Genomic DNA, 17764 nt, shown 5'->3' with positions numbered 1-17764 from the left:
GGTGGGTGGGGACGTGACCGAGCCTCGCCGTCCTCTTACCGCGACATCATCCTGGTCGCGGGAATCTTCATCAACGCTGCACCGAAGCGACCGTCGGAGTCTGAGCGCCGCCGAGCGAGGTCCAGCCCGTGCGGTACTGCGACTCGCGCTTGACGTAGACGTAGCCGGTCTGGCTCCAGGGCAGGATCGCGTTGCGCTTGTTGTCGAGCACGAAGTCGCCGCGGTCGGTGCGGATCATCAGCACGGCGTGGCCGGCATTCTCCTCGTCGATCACGACGGTCATGAGCATCGCGCGGCGCGGCAGCCCAGCCTCGGCAAGGCGCTTGCGCTTCAGCAGCGCGTAGTCCTCGCAATCACCCTTGCCATCGGTGGGGATATCCCAGCGGTCGACGACGCCCCAATGTTCGTCGTCGGTGACGGCCTCGATCTCTCGATTGACGCTGTTGTTGGTGGCGACGATCGTCTTCCACAGTTTGGCGTTCAGTTCGATGCGCTCCGGCTCGCGGGTGTCGGTGCGGCATTCGGACGGGGTGCGCTTGCAGAAATCCGTCCAGGCATAGGGCGCGCGGGCATCGCCGGAGGCTTCGGCCGGAAGGCTCGCGACCGGGATGCCGACCGAGCCCTGAGCATTCGCTGCGGTTGCTCCACCGAGCGTGACCAGAGCGGCCAGTGCGGTACCAATCAGATTGTGATGAATTGAGAGCATGTCGTCCCCTTTCTGTCCCGGGGCTGACGATGCGTGCTGGCAAATGGATCCTGGCTGAAATGGAAACGTACAAATTTATGTATTCGGCCGAGCGGCGAGCGAAGAATAGATCAGTATCAATCTTGGTCGAACGAGGAAGTAACGATTCGTATCAATCGCACAACGAGATTTTAACCATTAATTCTTCGTTGTTCGGTAGTGCGCCGTTAACTTACGCATCCCTTAATCGCGGCAAGCGCCGTCGGACCGGCGCTCCGGTGCGCGAGTGGCGTGCGTTTGGCCGCGAGGTTGCTGCGGCATTGGCGATTCACTTGAGGTCGGAGCGCGGCGCGACGCTGCCGTGCGGGGATGCCGATTCAGGCGCTCAGGCAGTTTGCGCGACGTGGCCGGCCGGGCCGGCTTTCAGAGCTCGAGGTTTTCGTCGAGCAGATCGGCGGAGAGCGGGAAGCGGAATTCCGCTGCGTAGCCGCCGTCGAATCGGCGCACGATCCGCGCAGGGGTCGAGCCGATTCGCACCGGCGTATTGATCGGCAGATCGAGATCGCTCGAAAAGGCGGCGCCGGAGAGCGAGATGTCGATGATGCGGACGACGAATTCCAGACCGTCCTCCATCATCAGAATGGAGCGCGGGTTGCGCGGCACGACACGCTCATGGCGGCGATCTTCCGGAAGGCCGAGCTCCTCGCGGTTGGCGAGCCAGGTGAGCTGGGCCGTGAACTTCTCGCGCTTGCGGCTTGTCGCGGTGACGGTCATCGCGAAGCCTTCCATCGTCGTCCGGACGCAGGTGCCCTCGATCCGTCCGAGATGTTCGAGATAGGCGATCACGCGGTCGCCGGGCTTGGCCTTGGCGGGAGCGGCGAGGTGGACGCCGCCCGGCGAGATATCGATCGTCTGGCAGGGATATTCCATGCGGTTGGGCAGCATGTAGCGGCCCAGCAGCACGACCTTCATACGGTGATGCCGCCTGCGTTCAGCAGGAATGGCAGCCGTTCGGGGCGTGTGGAGCGCGCTCAGCATCAATGACCGACCTGGATTCGGGCGGATCGTAGGCGYGGTCTGGTTAACGGATCGTTCCGATCACGCCCGCCCGCCGGGCAGGACGACCAGACGCGGCGGTTCCGCCCGGCGCGGCGTTGCGGCCGGACGCGAGGTGGCGGCGGGCCAGAGCATCCGCAGCGAGATCATGCGCATCGACTCGACGGTATCGAGACCGAGCCAGTCCGGCGAGACGGCCGGCGAAAGGGCTCCGAGGATGCGGGCATGGGTGCGGCCGCGATAGCGCAGCGGCAGCAGCAGCAACTCCAGATAGATCGGCGCGCCGGACCTGGTCTCCCCGGACAGGCCGGCGACGGCGCCGGCGCTTTCGTCCATCACCGTCTGGACGAGGCGGCGCATGTCGCCTTGCGATTCGACATCCGGCCAGAGTGCCGTGAAAGCCCGTCCGCGCAGCTCGTGGCCGATCAACGCGCACAGGCGCGTTCCCGCCAGCCGGAAGACAGGGCCGATGGGTTCGTTCTCCAGCACGAAGGTATCGGCCAGCGCATGACGCAACGCTCCGGGCTCGATCTCGCCGCGCTCCGGCGCGGCCCGTTCGCCACGCAGCGCGTCCCAATACTCGAAAACCAGACGTGTGCTTGTGTTTTTCATCCTGCGCCCATGCTGCCGGCTGCGTCCCCCCGGAACAGTGCGGCGACCGAGATTGGCGCAGAACCGTTCGAAAGAGGGACGAATCGCTTCCCCTGAGAACCGAGGACGCATTCGTCATGCCGTCTTGCCACTGTCGTCTGAGTCGGGGGAGGCGGGCGGGGACGTTAGGGTTAACCAAATCTTGCCTTTGTGGAAGATCGCTAGAATGCGTATAAAATGCCACTGAATTCGCGGGCATTCAGTGTGTCCGCAACGCGAGGTGGAGGGGGCGTGACCTTGCCGGCCGGTGCAACCGGGCGGCGTCACAGCCGGCGGAAAAGGGGAGGGCGCGAGCCACTCCCCTTTTTCGTTGCATCATGCGCAGCCGGTGCTTGCGCGACATGGACGCTTCGGCAAGTGTGACGCCGCATGGCTTTTCAAGATCCTCCCCGGCCGGCGCGTGAGCCGGCGTTCAACCTGCCCCCGGCCGTCGTCTGGCTGCTCGCCGCTCTGACGCTGATCCAGGCGGGGCGTTCGCTGCTGTCCGACTATGACGATTACATCCTGATGTCGTGGCTGGCCTTCGTGCCGGCGCGGCTGACGTTGTGGCTGTCGCCGGGGCGGCTGGAGGACGTGGTCGGCGCGATGGCGCAATCCACCGCGGGGCAGGATGTGGTCGAGCGGCTGCAGCTGGTGCGGCTGCTGCTCGCCGATGGTGGCGTCAGGCTCTGGACTTTGCTGACCTACGGGTTTCTGCATGGCTCCTGGCTGCACCTGATATCGAATGCGGTCTGGCTTGCGGCGTTCGGCAGCCCGGTGGCGCGGCGGCTCGGCACGAACCGCTTTCTCAATCTGATGGCGCTTTCGACGATCGGTGGGGCGCTGTTTCACTGGTGGTCGCGCGATCTCGACGTCCTGCCGCTGGTCGGCGCGTCGGCCGGCGTTTCCGGGGCCACAGCCGCAGCAATCCGCTTCGTCTTCGCTCCGGGCCTGCGCTTCGGCGAATTGGGCAATGACGAGGTGGTGCGTGCGATCCCCGCCGAACCGCTCGGCGAGCTCTGGCGCAATTCCCGTGCGCTGCTGTTCATCGCCATCTGGTTCGCGACGAATATCCTGTTCGGGGCGGGGCTGGTGCCGATCCTCGGCGAGGAGACGAGCATCGCCTGGGAGGCCCATATCGGCGGTTTCGTCGTCGGGCTGCTGCTGTTTCCACTGCTCGACCGCGGCACGCTCAGGCGCTGAGCGGCGGCTTTCGATTAGGGAGGGAAGGCGGTCGGCGAAGGCCTGGCGAGCCTTGCCTGCGCCGGGCTCTTCCCGCACACTCGTATCATTGCGAAGCACTCTTCGAGCCGATCCGGCATTGCGAGGTTGGCGGCGGCTCGAGGGGTTCCAGCGGAACTGCGCGCCGGCGATGGCGCGCCTGCGAGGAGGGACTTCCATGAATGTCGAGAAGCTGCTGAGCGACAAGGGGCGCGAGGTCATTTCGGTGCAGCCGCACCGCACTCTGGCCGAGGCGATCCGCACGCTGAGCGAAAAGCGCATCGGTGCCGTGGTCGTCATGGGGGCGGACGGAGCGCTTGTCGGCATCCTGTCCGAGCGCGACATCATCCGCGCATTGGGCGAGCATGGTGCCACGGCATTGGAGAGCGCGGTGTCGCGGTCGATGACCTCAAAGGTCGTGACCTGCCGGCCGCAGACCAGCGTCGACGAGTTGATGGAGATCATGACGATGGGCCGCTTCCGCCATGTTCCGGTCGTCGAGAACGGGCGAGTGACCGGCATCGTTTCGATCGGCGACGTGGTGAAGCATCGCGTCGCAGCGATCGAGGCCGAAAGCCAGGCGATGCGCGACTATATTGCGATGGCCTGACGGGTATCGCATCGAACTGAAAAGCGGATGCCGCCTTTCGGAAAAATCCGATGCCAAACCGGGAGGATAGATCGCCACTTTGCGCCCGGTAGGACATGTGGCGACCCAGCGCGCCCGGCTCGGTTTTAGGGCGCGATATGGTTGGCGGCCACGAGGGCGGCGATATCGTCGAGCACGCGCTGCGCCGCCTGCCGCCCCAACTCGATCGTTTCTTCGGCCCGGTGGAAATCGAACAGGCCGATGCGGCCGAGCTTCGGGCCGATCATGACGTCCGGCGGATCGCCGGCGAGACGCGAGCGCGAGATGCGATCCTGCGTGATGTTGAAGGCATCGATCATCACGCCGGCCAGGCCAGGACGGTTCTCCGCCGGGCGGCCGACGATGTTGCGGACGCGCTTGGCCGCGCCGCTGATGCCGTCAAACCAGCGTGGCTCGGGGCGGATCTCCAACTCCGGGACGAGCGGATCGGGATCGGAGCCGTGGTTCTGGATGATCGTGCCGCGGCCTGAAAGGTCGTTGTTGAGGTTGACGCAGATCACGATGTCGGCGCCGAGCGCCCGGGCCGCCGTGACCGGCACTGGATTGACCAGCGCGCCGTCCATCAACCAGCGACCGCCGAGCTTCACCGGGTCGAACACGCCCGGCAGGGCATAGGAGGCGCTCAGCGCCTCGACCAGTGGACCGTGCCGCAGCCAGATCTCGTGGCCGGATCCGAGTTCGGTCGCGATAGCGACGAAGCGATTCGACAATTCCTCGATGCGGATGCCGTCGAGATGCTGGTCGAGCAGGCGTTTCAGCCGTCCGCCAGCGATCAGGCCGGCGCCGCCGATATGGAAATCCATCAGGCCGACGATACGGCGCTTGGTCAGGCTGGTGACGAATTCCGTCAGCTCCGGCAGTTTTCCGGCGGCGAAACAGCCGCCTACCACCGCTCCAATCGAGGTGCCGGCGATCACATCGGGGGCGAAGCCCGCTTCGATCAGGACTTCGAGGGCTCCGATATGGGCCCAGCCCCGCGCCGCGCCGCCGCCGAGCGCCAGCCCGATCTTCGGCCTGAGGGCCGAGGGCTGGTCTTCGATCGAACGCATTTCGTTCATTGCGGCACCACCTCCGCCGAGACCAAAGGCCCGCCGCGCGGCATCGTCCCAGAACATGGACCCATCCCTCCATATGGACTTAGGGTCTCAGAAGCCGATGAGCGAATGGTGAACGGCATGACAGCCGCCATTATCGTCTGCATTTGACGAAACCGTGAAGGTGCCCCGGCGGCATTGCCGATGCGCATGAGCGTCAAGTTCGCCTCAATCGCAGATGAGGAGCGGCTTCTGGGCTTCCTCGCGCAGAGGCTGGAGCCGGTAGAAGCAGGAACAGCGGCCGGTGTGGCAGCAGCCGCCATCGCCGCCGACCTTGACCTTGAGCCAGATCGCGTCCTGGTCGCAGTCGACCCGCATCTCGACGATGGTCTGGATCTGGCCGGAGGTGGCGCCCTTGTGCCAGAGCTCCTGGCGCGAGCGGGACCAATACCAGGCCTCGCCGGTCTCGATCGAGCGCTTCAGCGCCTCGGCATTCATATGCGCGACCATCAGCACCGCGCCACTGTCGGCTTCGGTGGCAACGACCGTCACGAGGCCGTTGCCGTCGAAGCGGGGGCTCAGCACCGTGCCCTCCTCGAGGGCGTGCTTGTCGGCCGCGGCGGGGAAGAGGCTCATCTCGGCTCCATCGTGGAAAAGGCGCGTCATCCGACGCGCCTTGTAGGAAACTGGCCGCGTGGCGCCAACCGCCGGGCTACAGCCCAGGCGACTTCACCATCGTGAAGAAGCGGACCTGCTCGGCCGGATCATCGCGGAAGACGCCGCGATACTGCGTCGTCATGGTCGAGGAGCCCTGCTTCTGCACGCCGCGCATCGACATGCACATATGCTCGGCCTCGACGAGGATGGCGATGCCGCGCGGCTCCAGTGCCTCTTCAATCACATCCGCGATCTGGGCGGTCATCGTCTCCTGCGTCTGCAGGCGCCGGGCATAGACGTCGACGATGCGGGCAAGCTTGGAGAGCCCGACCACGCCCTTCGACGGGTAGTAGCCGATATGCGCCTTGCCGACGAAGGGCACCATGTGATGTTCGCAATGCGAATAGAACGGGATGTCGCGCACCAGAATCATATCCTGGTAGCCGTCGACCTCCTCGAAGACGCGGTCGAGGATGTCATGAGGATCCTCTGCGTAGCCGCTGTAGAGTTCTCTATAAGCCTTGGCGACGCGCTGCGGCGTCTCGACGAGGCCCTCCCGCGACGGATCGTCGCCGGCCCAGAGAATGAGGGTGCGGACCGCGGCTTCGGCCTCTTCCCGCGTTGGCTTGCGAACCAGAAACTTGTCAGCGGAGGGGCCTACGGCCCCCTCGACGGACAAGGACTTAACCACAGGGATCATGTGGTGCCTCCCGTTGGGACGATGGAGGCCACGCGCCCGGCGGCCAAGCGACCGCGACCGCGAGGCCGTTGCGACAAGTTTCACGCCCACTGGCGGAAGAGGTGTCCATGCCCTCCCGTTTTACGGCGATCAACCCTATATCGGATCTCCAGGCCGGTCATTCCAGATCGGCGAGAGATCAAGCCATGCTGGACGACGTCTACAACAAGCGCATCCTCTCGCTAGCCGCCAACATCCCCCTGCTGCAACGCTTGCCGTCTCCGGACGCCACGGCGCGGGCTCATTCGAAGCTATGCGGCTCGACCGTGACAGTCGATGTCACCATGGAGGGCGATGTCGTCACCGGCTTCGGCCATGAGGTAAAGGCCTGCGCGCTCGGACAGGCCTCCTCCTCGATCATGGCACGGCATGTCGTCGGTTCGACGGCGGAGGAGCTGCGCCGGGTGCGCGAGCAGGCCCGCGCCATCCTGAAGGAGAATGCGGAGCCGCCGGAGGGCAAATGGGCCGATCTTGCCGTGCTCGTGCCGGTGCGTGACTTCAAGGCGCGCCATGCCTCGACGATGTTGACCTTCGATGCGGTGGTCGATGCGATCGACCAGATCGAGGCGCGCCGGCGCGAGGCCGCCGCCTGATCACTTCACGCCGAAGGCGACCTTGATCTCCGGAATCGTCTCGTCGAAGCGGGCTTTGAAGGCGCGTTCAGCCAAGAGGGCCTTGGCGACGGCGCGCCCGACCTTGTCGCCCGCGACGAGATCGCTTGGGAAATGGAAGCCGCAGATCAGGCGGCTCTCGTCATAGCTCTTCACGCGCTCCTCGAGCTTGTCGGCCATAGAGGGGACCGCCGCCTTGAGCAGTTCCGCATAGAGCGCAGCCGTCGCCGCGTGGGCGGAAGGGAAGGAGGTACCCTCCGGGCGCGCGCCGGGGCAGGGCTTGACGCGCACCTTGGACCAGAGCTGGAAGGGGCGCGTGCGGCTCGTCAGGCGGTGGACGCTCTTCAGCAGGATGCCGAGCTCGACCTGTGCCTCGCGGAACAGCAGGCGCACCTCGCGGTGGGTGTTGTCGACATAGTTCGTTTCCATGCCGTTCAGGAAGTTGACCAGCCCCTGGCGCTGGTCGGCGATCGCCTGCTTCTCGCGCTCGGGCGTGCGATTGAGCGTCAGCTGCTGCACCTGCTCGAACTCGGTCTTGGCTTCCGGGCTGTTCTGCGCCGGCGGCAGGCCGATGATATGCGCGATGTCGAGCTTGGAACCATCGAGCCAGAGCAGGTAAGGCCGCTGCTGGGCCGAGGCAGGCGCGGCGAGGCCGAGGCTCAACGCCAGTGCGACACCCGCAAGAGCATTGCGCAGGTGGACCGGGCGAAGGAGGGCATGGCGAAATCGAGCGGCGCGCATCATGTTTCCGGTGTCGGGCAATCGAAAAAACGGGAATGGAAAGCGGGTTCTGGTGGCGGCTGAACAAAACGAAGCAGACGATCTATTCCAGCGTCTCTTTGTTAAGCAAAGATTTTCGCGCTTGCGAAGGCTTGCGCTTTTGCCGCGCCGTTCTGCACATTTCGCAATACGCGGCTATCAGCTCAGTCTTTCCATGCTGGTCGGGCGCCATTGCCGGCATTGGCCGAGCTGCTCCGCCTATACCGACGAGGCGATCCAGCGCTTCGGCATGTGGCGCGGCGGCTGGGTAGGCGTTGCGCGGATTTGTCGCTGCAACCCGTGGGGAACGAGCGGCGTCGATATCGTCTGCGAGCAGCTACCCGCGGATGCAAACTGGTATCGACCGTGGCGGTACGGGCGCTGGCGCGGCACCTATGTGCCTGAAACGGAGAGGCTCGCCTCGCCGGGCCCTACGACTTCCCCTGGCGCTGGGCCTGGGCAGCCTTGAGCGCGTCCTTGCAATCATCCGAGAAAGAAGCCTCCTTCCCGCGCATGCAGGCGAGCAGCCGGCCACCGCCGGGCCTGATGCCGGGACAGTTCTTCTCGAAATCCGCCTGGCAGGCAGCGCGCACCGCAGCCTGACCCTGAGCGAGGGCCGGGACCGAAACGGCAAGCAGGAGAGCGGCGAGCGCGATGCGGATCATGGGCGGTCCTTTCCGGATGGGGTTCAGGAGCCTCGAGCCTGATTGCAGCATGTTTGCGGGCGCCTGACCATCGCATGACAAATCGGCAAGCTAGCGGTCTCCGTGATTGCGCGCTGTCGCCCCGTCGTATAGGCGAGGGCCTCTCGCGCGCGCCGAACCGGCTGCGGGCTCGCGCGCTCTTCCGACAGGCAGCCGGCCTTGACTTACGGGGTTCGTATCCCCGAGTGAGCAGGAGCGCGATCGATGACGATCTCCCTGACATTTCCCGACGGCGCCAAGCGCGAGTTTCCCTCCGGCATCACCGGGGTCGATATCGCCAAGGGCATTTCCCCCTCTCTCCTGAAGCGCACCGTCGCGATGACGCTCGACGGCACGGTCGTCGATCTCGCCGACCCGATCGAGCGCGACGCGAAGATCGAGTTCCTGAACCGGGAAGACCCGCGTTCGCTCGAGCTGATCCGGCACGACACCGCGCACGTGCTCGCCGAAGCCGTGCAGGAGCTTTTCCCCGGCACGCAGGTGACGATCGGCCCCGTCATCGAAAACGGCTTCTTCTACGATTTCGCCCGCAACGAGCCCTTCACCCCGGAGGACTTCCCGGCGATCGAGAAGAAGATGCGCGAGATCATCGCGCGCGACAAACCCTTCACGAAGGAAGTCTGGAGCCGCGACAAGGCCAAGGATTTCTTCGCCCAGAAGGGGGAGGCCTACAAGGTCGAACTGGTCGATGCCATTCCGGCGGACCAGACCCTGAAGATGTACGCCCAGGGCGACTGGATCGACCTGTGCCGCGGCCCGCACATGACCTCGGTCGGCAAGGTCGGCAACGCGTTCAAGCTGATGAAGACGGCCGGAGCCTATTGGCGCGGCGACAGCAACAACGCGATGCTGACCCGCATCTACGGCACCGCCTTCGCCAAGCAGGAAGAACTCGACTCCTATCTCAAGCAGCTTGAGGAGGCGGAGAAGCGCGACCACCGCAAGCTCGGCCGGGAGATGGACCTGTTCCACTTCCAGGAGGAGGGGCCGGGCGTCGTGTTCTGGCACTCCAAGGGCTGGCGGCTCTTCCAGGAGATCATCGCCTATATGCGCCGGCGCCTCGCCGCCGACTATGAGGAGGTGAACGCGCCGCAGATCCTCGACAAGTCGCTCTGGGAGACCTCCGGCCACTGGGGCTGGTACCAGGACAACATGTTCGCGGTGAAATCGGCTGCGGCCTTCGAGAACCCGGCCGATGCCGAGCGCGACCACCGCGTCTTCGCACTGAAGCCGATGAACTGCCCCGGCCACGTCCAGATCTTCAAGCACGGGCTGAAGAGCTACCGCGACCTGCCGATCCGGCTTGCCGAATTCGGCAATGTCCATCGCTACGAGCCATCAGGCGCGCTGCATGGGCTGATGCGCGTGCGCGGCTTCACGCAGGACGACGCGCATATCTTCTGCACCGAGGAGCAGCTTGCGGCCGAGTGCATGAAGATCAACGACCTGATCCTCTCGGTCTACGAAGATTTCGGCTTCACCGACGACCTCGTCATCAAGCTCTCGACCCGGCCGGAGAAGCGCGTCGGCTCCGACGCGGTTTGGGACCATGCCGAGGAGGTGATGGGCAGGGTGCTGGAGCAGATCGCAAAGCAATCCGGCAACCGGATCAAGACCGAGATCAATCCGGGCGAGGGCGCCTTCTACGGGCCGAAGTTCGAATATGTGCTGCGCGACGCCATCGGCCGCGACTGGCAGTGCGGCACGACGCAGGTCGACTTCAACCTGCCGGAGCGTTTCGGCGCCTTCTATATCGGTGCCGACGGCGAGAAGAAGCAGCCGGTCATGGTCCATCGCGCGATCTGCGGCTCGCTGGAACGCTTCACCGGCATCCTGATCGAGCACCATGCCGGGCATTTCCCGCTGTGGCTGGCGCCGGAGCAGGTCATCGTCGCGCCGATCACATCGGACGCCGACGGCTATGCCGAGGAGGTCACGATGGCTCTGATGGGCGCGGGGCTGCGCGCCCGCGCCGATCTGCGCAACGAGAAGATCTCGTACAAGGTGCGCGAGCATTCGCTGGCGAAGGTCCCGGTCATCATCGCCGTCGGCAGGCGCGAGGCCGAGGAGAAGACCGTGACGGTCCGCCGCCTCGGCAGCCAGGCGCAGACGGTGATGCCGCTGTCGGAAGCGCTCGCCGCGCTGGTGCAGGAGGCGTCGGCGCCGGACCTCGCGCGGAAGAAGGCAACCAAGGCGGCGTGACCTGTCACCCCGTCATGCCCGGGCTTGACCTCGGGCATCTCGGGCAAGAGAGGCTCGCACCCTCTGAGCGATTCTAGGGCCGAAGCCTTGCTTCGCCCGAGAATGACGGTCGTTGGAGCGCACCCCTAGCAAAAGCCGCTGCGTCCATGCCAGATTGCCGGCGATGCTGACGGGTTCCTATCGCAAGCGGCTCGAGGCCGATCTCATCCGCTGGGTCGATGGCGGGCTGCTCAGTGCGGAGAGCGCCGGCGCGATCCGTCGCTCCGTTGCCCGAGAGCATGGCGGCTTCGGCCTGCCGGCTCTGCTCGGCTTGCTTGGCGGGCTGCTGATCGCGTCGAGCGTCGCCGCCTTCATCGCGGCAAACTGGGAGGCGATTCCGCGCCTCACCAAGCTCGGCATGATCCTCGCGAGCATCGTGGTCTGCTTCGCGCTGGCCTTCCGGCTGGAGCGCGGCGGCTCGGCCCGCGGCAGCGATGCCGCCGTGACCTGCGGCGTGCTGATCTTCGGCGCGGGGGTCGCGCTCGTCGGGCAGATGTACCATCTTCCTGCGGATTGGGCCGGTGGGGCCGTTCTGGTCGCGCTCGGGGCGCTGGCGGCCGCCTTCCTGATGCGGTCGAGCGGAGCTCTCGCCATCGCTTTCGTCGCCATCTGTGCCTGGAGCTTCGGGCGCTGGGAGGAGGCGCGCGGCGGCGCCCATTTCGAATTCTTCACCCTCTATCTGCCGGCGCTMTGGCTGGCGCTGTCGCGCAACAATCGGCTGATCCAGCATCTTGCCGTGCTCGCCGGTGCGTTCTGGATCGGCATGGCGCCTGGCTACTGGCTGTTCTTGCGGTTCGATTATGGATTGCTGGCCTATGGCCTGGCCGTCTCGGCCGCTTACGTCGCGCTGGGCGCGATTGCGCTCGACCGGGGCGGTCCAGGCCTGCTGACGGCCTGCCTGCCATGGGGCCTGTTCGGACTCGTGGTCGTTCTCAACGCCGAGCTGATCCGCATCCTCGACAATGACGAGGCTCGCGCCGGCCATGCCTTCCTCTTCGTGTTCTATGCCTATGCCGTTGCCGTCCCGCTCGCGCTCCTGGCCGGTGTGACGGCCCGCGACCGGCGCTTCACCTGGCCACTGGCGGCTGCGCTGGCGCTGGCGCTGCTGGTCCCGGCGGTGTTCTGGAGCGGCATTGCGACCGGCATGCCCGGCAAGATCGTGGTGGCGAGCCTCATCCTTCTCGCGGCGACGGCCCTCATGGTCGCCGGAGCCGCGGGCGGCATTCGTCGGCTCGTGATGGCGGGCTCCATCCTGTTCGGCATCACGATCCTGATCCTGCTCTGGCAGACGATCGGCACGCTGCTGGACCAGTCGCTGTTCTTTCTCGTCGCGGGGGCGGCGCTGCTGGCGGTTGCTTCCGGTGCCCGCCGCCTGTTCGCGCGGCTGAACCCGCCTGCCGAGACGGAGGCCGCATGATGCGTCCGTTCTCGGCCGATGCGATCGCCGCGAAAGTGCCGCTGCTCTGGCGGGCCGTCGCAGCCGCGCTGCTGCTCGGGCTCGCCCTGCTGGCGCTGGTGGAACAGCGGGCGCGCATCCTCCGCGACGGGGCGGAGATCCGGCTGAAGACGGTGCCTGTCGATCCGCGCGATCTCTTCCGCGGCGATTATGTCGTGCTCGCCTATCCGATCAGCATGGTCGAGACGGGGCAGGAGGGCGCGCGGCCCTATCAGCGCGGAGAAAGCGTGTTCGTCACGCTCGGTCGCGATGAGCAGGGCTTCGCGCGTGCGCTCCGCGTTTCGCGCGAATGGCCGAAAGTCAGCGGCGAAGCGGTGGTGATCGCCGGGCGCGTGACGTCGATCGGAGGCTGCGCGATCAATGCCAATGGCGAGACCGATTGCAGCCGAAACGGCAGCCGCTTGCGCATCGCCTATGGGCTCGAGAGCTACTTCGTGCCGCAGGGCGAGGGCAAGGCGATCGAGACCACCGAAAAGGCTCGCATCGAGGTCGTCGCGGCCGTGTCGCCGTCGGGCGAGGCGGCGATCAAGCGCCTGCTGATCGACGGCAAGCAGGTCTATCAGGAGCCGCCCTACTGACGGGCGTGCGGACCGCCAATCAGCGGTTGTGGCCGATTCAAGTGACGGTCTGAAAGAGCCGGCGAACGAGCGGATCACGTTGCCGTGTCGTCGAACGCATGTATGCCGCTCGTCTCACCTCCGCCGCAAAGCGGCAGAAAGGTCGCCACACGCGCTTGTGACAACGCGCCGCGTGACGCGACTCCTCTTCAGTTATATGAACGCCAGATGAACAGACTCGACAGGGAATGTTCATGTGAATGCCCGCCCGCGGGGAACCGCGACCAGTTACCCGCGTTCCGCCCGAGCCTCTCCTCGCTGCTGAAGGACAGCCCCGTGTCGTCCATCCCCTCCTTCAGTCGCTTCCTGCTTCTCGGCCAGCCGGCTGACGGCATGGCGCGCCCTGCCGGCGGGAGGGATGCGCGGATCGACGTGGTGCGCGGACTGGCGCTGCTGATCATCTTCATCAACCACATGCCGGGAAACGTGGTGTCGGCCTATATGCCGCACAGCTACGGCTTCTCCGACGCCGCCGACATCTTCGTCCTGCTGGCCGGCGTCTCGGCGGCCCTGGCCTATGGCGGGGTGATCGAGAAGCGCGGCCTCTCCCTCGCAGCGCTCAAGCTCGGCGGGCGAATCTGGACGCTCTACATCGCGCATATCGCGGTGTTCGTGCTCGTCTGCGGGGTCGTCGCCACCGCGGTCACGCAGACGCAGAACCCGCTCTATATCGAGACGATCAATATCCAGCCCTTCTTCCGCGATACGGGCGAGGCGCTGATCGGCGCGCTGACCTTGACCTATCAGCCTTCCTATCTCGACATCCTGCCGCTCTACATCGTGCTGCTCGCCCTGTTCCCGGCGATCTACTATGCGGTGCGGATCAGCCCGCTGCTGACGCTCGCCATCTCGCTGGCGATCTGGCAGGCCGCGGTCGCCTTAGAGCTCAACCTGCCGAACGGCGGTGCCGGCGTCTGGTTCTTCAACCCCTTCGCCTGGCAGGTCGTCTTCACGGTGGGGATCATCATCGGCCGGGCGGCGCAGCTCGGCGTCGCCGCGCCGCGGTTGCTGTGGCTGGACGTGGCCGCCGTCGCGTTTCTCGTCTTCGCCTGGGCGGTGAAGATATCGACCGGCAACCCGACGGGCATCGGCGCGTTGAATGATTGGTTCGATTCCGTCCAGCTTGGCTCCGACAAGACCAATCTGGCCTGGACGCGGCTGATGCATATCGGGGCGCTGGCCTGGCTGGCGATCCGGTGGCTGCCTTGCGGTGCGGCGATGGCGAAGCCCGCGCTCGGCCGCGCGCTGGCTTCGGCGGGGCAGAATTCGCTGCATGTGTTCTGCGTCGGGATCGTGCTCTCGATCATCGGCCAGATCGTTCTGGCGGAAACATCCTTCGCACTCAGCGTTCAGTTGCTGATTTGCACTGCGGGCATTAGTATTTTGACAGGGTTAGGGATTTTCCTGTCGTGGTACCACTCGGTCACGAAACGCGGCGCAAGCGCCGAACCTGTCCCGGCCCGTGGCGCGCAGGCGCCGCGGCCCTCCTTGTCTTCGCCCTGAATTCGTCCTCCTTTGCGGCGCCGATGCCGGTGCCAGCCGACACGCGTTGCCGTGCGGATGCGACCAAGGCTGCCTTCCAGCCGACTCTGCCAGCCGCGCGCAAGGCCCTGCAGGAAACCGGCAAGCTGACGATCGTGGCGCTCGGCTCATCCGCTACCGCCGGTTCCGGAGCCAGCGCCGAGGACAAGAGCTATCCGTCGGTGCTCCAGACCGAGCTCAGACGCCGCCTGCCCGGTGCCGAGGTCAATGTCGTCAACAAGGGCGTCGGCGGCCAGTCGGCCTATGACATGCTGCTGCGCATGCAGGCGGATGTCATCGACGAGAAGCCCGCGATCGTGATCTGGCAGACCGTCATCAACGATGCGATCCGCGATATCGGCGAGGAGAAGCTCGCCAAGATCCTGAACAAGGGCATCGGCAAGGCGCGCGCCGCCGGGATCGACATGGTGCTGATGGATCTGCCCTGGCTGCCGCGCGAGGGGCGCTATCCGCATTACGACGATTATCGCGCCGTCCTGATGAGGACGGCCCAGGAGCAGGGCATCTCGCTCTTCCCGCGCTACGCGTTGATGAAGGGCTGGTCGAATTCGCGCCAATTCACGCCGGAGGAGCTAGTCGGCATGGACGGGTTGCATCTGGTCGATGCCGGCTATCGCTGCCTGGGCCTGCGCCTCGCCGACGGGATCGTCTCCGGCATCGGCAATGTCCGGATCGAGACGGCAGGCCGCGAGACGAAGCCGGTGAACTGAGCACCGTTGGGGGGCGACTATTTCGCGAGAACCTCGATATCGCGGTCGGAGCCCGACTCGACCTTGAAGTCGCGCGAATAGACCTGCCCCTCCTGCCGGGCGATCAGGACATAGTCGCCCTCGGCCAGGATAACCTGCGGGAACGCGCCGATCGCCTCGCGGATGACGTCGCCGCCCGGCGTCAGCACGCTGAAAGCGGTGCCGGCGAAGGCCTCGCCTCCGGCGCTGGCGACGAGCTTCAGGGTGACCTTGGCGGCGCGGTGATGCAGCGTCGCTTCGGTGACCTTGCCGGTCTCGACCTTCACGTCGGCGCGCTGGATGGCGTTGGAATCGCCGTAGGTGGAGACGACGTGATAGGTGCCCTCCGGCAGGCGGATGATCTCGCCGGCCTTGGCGCCGCTGGTGATGAGCCGCCCTTCCGAGTTTCCCTGCAAGGGTACGAAGACGGAGAAGGTGAGCTGCCCGGCCGGAATCGGCGCATCGCCGATCGAGCCCGCAAGCGAGAGCGCGCCGGCGCTGATCTGCACCTGATCGCGCAGCCCCTGCGCACCCAGGCTGACGCGTTTTGTGCCGCTGGCGAAGCCATAGGCGGCGTGGATGATGTAGTTGCCGGGCGGCAGCGAGAAGCTGGGCTCGGACTCGGAGGAGCGCGCAATGATTTTCGGAGCCGACCCGTCCACGGTTTCGCCGAGGATGCGCCAGTTCAGCCCGGACTTGATCGGCCTGCGATCGTTTGCGAACTGCGCGGAGACGCTGAGCCTGGCCTGCGCGCTCGGAGCGCCGGGGGCCGCGGGAGCCTGGGCGTCCGCACCGGGGCCGGTGTCGGGCGTCGTGGCCTGGGCCGAGGCCGAAGCCGGCGAGAGGAGGACGGCCACGGCGAAGACGACGCCGGCGAGGCGGCGGCCAGCTTCAAAACCATCCAATTCAAACATGATTTCCGTCCTTGGCGCCCCTGCGGCCATGTATGAGCAGGCACGCTTGTCCTCATCATGGCGAAGGAATAGGTCAATTCCATCGCCACCATCCGGATGTTTCATGACCGATACGCTCTCTCTGCTCAAGCTGCGTCGCTCTGTGCCGCCGCAGTTCCTCTCCGCTCCGGGGCCGCAGGGCGCCGAGCTCGACGAATTGCTCGCGATCGCTGCGCGCGTGCCGGATCACGGCAAGCTGACGCCCTGGCGCTTCATCATCTTCGCCGGCGCGGCGCGCGAGGAGGCGGCCGAGCAGGTCGCGCGGATCTATCGTGAGAAGAATCCGCAAGCGAGCGACGATCAGGTCGCGTTCGAGCGCAAGCGGCTGCTGCATGCACCCGTCATCGTGGCGGTGGTCTCGCGGGCGCGCGCACATGTCAAAATCCCGCTCTGGGAGCAGGAGCTTTCGGCAGGCGCCGTCTGCATGAACATGCTCGTGGCCGCCTATGCCATGGGCTATGCCGGCTCCTGGCTGACGAACTGGTTCTCCTTCGACCGCGAGGTGATGACCGCGTTCGGGCTCGCCGAAGACGAGCGGATGGCCGGCTTCATCCATCTCGGCACGCCGACCGCACCGATCACCGATCGAGACCGCCCGGTGATGGCTGACATCGTCAGCTATTACGGAGCCTGACGTGACTTATTATTCCGCGACGAAGGACGATCTCGGCCTCGCTTACGACCCGTTCAAGGCGATCGTGGCGCCGAGGCCGATCGGCTGGATCACGGCGCTGAGCGCGAAGGGCGAGGTCAATCTCTCGCCCTACAGTTTCTTCAACGCCATCTCGTCGCGGCCGAACATCGTGATGTTCTCTTCGGAGGCCAAAAAGGATGCGGTCTCCTTCATCGAGGAGACCGGTGAGTTCACCTGCTCACTGGTGACGAAGGCCTTGGCCCACCCGATGAACCTGACCTCGGCGCCGCTGCCGCGCGGCGAAAGCGAGTATGTTCATGCCGGGCTCGAGATGGCGCCGTCGCGCTTCGTCAAGCCGCCGCGCGTGGCAGGCACGCCGGCTGCGCTCGAATGCAAGATGCTGTCGATCCAGCAGCTTCATGATCTCGACGGCAACGCCGTGCCGCGCTGGATGGTGCTGGGGCAGGTCGTCGGCACCTTCATCGACGATGCCTTCGTCAAGGACGGGCGCTTCGACACGGCCGGCGCCAATCCGATCGCGCGCTGCGGTTATGCCGATTATGCCGAGGTGACGAGCCTGTTCTCGATCCAGCGGCCGGCGGGCGGATGAGCGAAGCCTCAGCCCTCGGCCAGCGGCCCCTGGGCGCGATAGTCGCCGAGTTGGGCGAGGGCGCGATTGATCGCCTCGGCGTCGAGGGTGACGCCATCCGGCAAGGTCAGTTGCGGCGGGTCGAACGTCACTTTCGCGCCTGGAGCGAGAGCCGTGGCCGCCTCCTGGACGCGCGAAGCGCAGCCGCCGCAATGCATGCCTGAAATCGCAAAAACCTGAGTCATCCGAATCGCCTCCG

At 65.8% G+C, this 17764-nt stretch carries 21 protein-coding genes; 11 read left to right on the top strand and 10 right to left on the bottom strand.

Annotated features, from left to right (window positions below; genetic code table 11):
* Positions 1-70 precede the first annotated feature (70 nt).
* The 3 genes from AC1DE3_RS00450 to AC1DE3_RS00440 form a co-directional block, all read right to left on the bottom strand.
* The gene (locus tag AC1DE3_RS00450; protein WP_441512931.1) at positions 71-706 is read right to left on the bottom strand and encodes a transglutaminase-like cysteine peptidase; all 636 of its coding nucleotides are present in this window, start codon (positions 704-706) and stop codon (positions 71-73) included.
* Positions 707-1108: 402 nt separating this feature from the next.
* Positions 1109-1723: a PilZ domain-containing protein gene (locus AC1DE3_RS00445; RefSeq protein ID WP_476779274.1), complete on the bottom strand. Its 615-nt coding sequence runs from the start codon at positions 1721-1723 to the stop codon at positions 1109-1111.
* 60 nt (positions 1724-1783) lie between these two features.
* A complete protein-coding gene (locus AC1DE3_RS00440) occupies positions 1784-2353 on the bottom strand; it encodes a PAS domain-containing protein (RefSeq protein WP_441512929.1) in 570 nt (189 codons plus the stop codon).
* Between the two features lie 408 nt (positions 2354-2761).
* Here AC1DE3_RS00440 and AC1DE3_RS00435 point away from each other — a divergent pair, with 408 nt between their 5' ends.
* Positions 2762-3574 carry a rhomboid family intramembrane serine protease gene (locus AC1DE3_RS00435; RefSeq protein ID WP_441512928.1) on the top strand — a complete coding sequence of 271 codons (813 nt, stop codon included), beginning with the start codon at positions 2762-2764 and terminating at the stop codon, positions 3572-3574.
* 196 nt (positions 3575-3770) lie between these two features.
* Positions 3771-4202, top strand: a complete 432-nt coding sequence (locus AC1DE3_RS00430; RefSeq protein ID WP_476779275.1) for a CBS domain-containing protein — start codon at positions 3771-3773, stop codon at positions 4200-4202.
* A gap of 125 nt (positions 4203-4327) precedes the next feature.
* On the opposite strand, the gene AC1DE3_RS00425 is transcribed toward AC1DE3_RS00430, so the two are convergent.
* The 3 genes from AC1DE3_RS00425 to folE all read right to left on the bottom strand — a co-directional run bounded on the left by AC1DE3_RS00425 (position 4328) and on the right by folE (position 6632).
* Complete coding sequence (locus AC1DE3_RS00425) at positions 4328-5299, bottom strand: patatin-like phospholipase family protein (RefSeq protein ID WP_441512926.1); 972 nt, start codon at positions 5297-5299, stop codon at positions 4328-4330.
* Between the two features lie 204 nt (positions 5300-5503).
* On the bottom strand, positions 5504-5911 hold the full coding sequence (hisI, locus tag AC1DE3_RS00420; protein WP_476779360.1) for a phosphoribosyl-AMP cyclohydrolase: 408 nt from the start codon (positions 5909-5911) through the stop codon (positions 5504-5506).
* A gap of 76 nt (positions 5912-5987) precedes the next feature.
* Positions 5988-6632 (bottom strand): GTP cyclohydrolase I FolE, encoded by a 645-nt coding sequence (gene folE / locus AC1DE3_RS00415; RefSeq protein ID WP_476779276.1) that lies wholly within the window; start codon positions 6630-6632, stop codon positions 5988-5990.
* A 185-nt stretch (positions 6633-6817) separates the two neighbouring features.
* On the opposite strand from folE, the gene AC1DE3_RS00410 reads away from it, so the two are divergent.
* Positions 6818-7264, top strand: a complete 447-nt coding sequence (locus AC1DE3_RS00410) for an iron-sulfur cluster assembly scaffold protein (protein ID WP_476779277.1) — start codon at positions 6818-6820, stop codon at positions 7262-7264.
* On the opposite strand, the gene AC1DE3_RS00405 is transcribed toward AC1DE3_RS00410, so the two are convergent.
* Complete coding sequence (locus AC1DE3_RS00405) at positions 7265-8023, bottom strand: phosphatase PAP2 family protein (RefSeq protein ID WP_476779278.1); 759 nt, start codon at positions 8021-8023, stop codon at positions 7265-7267. It lies immediately after the preceding gene.
* Between the two features lie 139 nt (positions 8024-8162).
* Between AC1DE3_RS00405 and yidD the strand changes: the two genes are divergently transcribed.
* Positions 8163-8510, top strand: a complete 348-nt coding sequence (gene yidD / locus AC1DE3_RS00400) for a membrane protein insertion efficiency factor YidD (protein ID WP_476852254.1) — start codon at positions 8163-8165, stop codon at positions 8508-8510.
* Here yidD and AC1DE3_RS00395 read toward each other — a convergent pair.
* A complete protein-coding gene (locus tag AC1DE3_RS00395) occupies positions 8473-8706 on the bottom strand; it encodes a hypothetical protein (protein WP_476779279.1) in 234 nt (77 codons plus the stop codon). The two genes, yidD and AC1DE3_RS00395, sit on opposite strands and share 38 nt — an antisense overlap.
* Positions 8707-8949: 243 nt before the next feature.
* Here AC1DE3_RS00395 and thrS point away from each other — a divergent pair, with 243 nt between their 5' ends.
* From thrS to AC1DE3_RS00370, 5 genes are all read left to right on the top strand, one after another.
* Positions 8950-10947: a threonine--tRNA ligase gene (thrS, locus tag AC1DE3_RS00390; RefSeq protein ID WP_476779280.1), complete on the top strand. Its 1998-nt coding sequence runs from the start codon at positions 8950-8952 to the stop codon at positions 10945-10947.
* A 163-nt stretch (positions 10948-11110) separates the two neighbouring features.
* The gene (locus tag AC1DE3_RS00385; protein ID WP_476779281.1) at positions 11111-12403 is read left to right on the top strand and encodes a DUF2157 domain-containing protein; all 1293 of its coding nucleotides are present in this window, start codon (positions 11111-11113) and stop codon (positions 12401-12403) included.
* Complete coding sequence (locus AC1DE3_RS00380) at positions 12400-13020, top strand: GDYXXLXY domain-containing protein (protein ID WP_476779282.1); 621 nt, start codon at positions 12400-12402, stop codon at positions 13018-13020. Before AC1DE3_RS00385 ends, AC1DE3_RS00380 begins: the two co-directional genes overlap by 4 nt.
* 315 nt (positions 13021-13335) lie before the next feature.
* Positions 13336-14562: an OpgC family protein gene (locus AC1DE3_RS00375; RefSeq protein ID WP_476779283.1), complete on the top strand. Its 1227-nt coding sequence runs from the start codon at positions 13336-13338 to the stop codon at positions 14560-14562.
* A 23-nt stretch (positions 14563-14585) separates the two neighbouring features.
* Positions 14586-15311 (top strand): SGNH/GDSL hydrolase family protein, encoded by a 726-nt coding sequence (locus AC1DE3_RS00370; protein WP_441512916.1) that lies wholly within the window; start codon positions 14586-14588, stop codon positions 15309-15311.
* Positions 15312-15328: 17 nt separating this feature from the next.
* Here AC1DE3_RS00370 and AC1DE3_RS00365 read toward each other — a convergent pair whose 3' ends face one another.
* A complete protein-coding gene (locus AC1DE3_RS00365) occupies positions 15329-16243 on the bottom strand; it encodes a hypothetical protein (RefSeq protein ID WP_476779284.1) in 915 nt (304 codons plus the stop codon).
* A gap of 103 nt (positions 16244-16346) precedes the next feature.
* Here AC1DE3_RS00365 and AC1DE3_RS00360 point away from each other — a divergent pair, with 103 nt between their 5' ends.
* A complete protein-coding gene (locus AC1DE3_RS00360) occupies positions 16347-16916 on the top strand; it encodes a nitroreductase family protein (protein ID WP_476795721.1) in 570 nt (189 codons plus the stop codon).
* 1 nt (position 16917) lies between these two features.
* Positions 16918-17526: a flavin reductase family protein gene (locus AC1DE3_RS00355; RefSeq protein ID WP_476779286.1), complete on the top strand. Its 609-nt coding sequence runs from the start codon at positions 16918-16920 to the stop codon at positions 17524-17526.
* 8 nt (positions 17527-17534) lie between these two features.
* Here AC1DE3_RS00355 and AC1DE3_RS00350 read toward each other — a convergent pair whose 3' ends face one another.
* On the bottom strand, positions 17535-17750 hold the full coding sequence (locus AC1DE3_RS00350) for a heavy-metal-associated domain-containing protein (protein ID WP_476779287.1): 216 nt from the start codon (positions 17748-17750) through the stop codon (positions 17535-17537).
* Positions 17751-17764 lie beyond the last annotated feature (14 nt).

It is taken from the genome of Allobosea sp. 10L417, from assembly GCF_056395485.1.
Note: the sequence above shows the minus strand (reverse complement) of the source record. Positions and strands in the feature narration are given on the sequence as shown.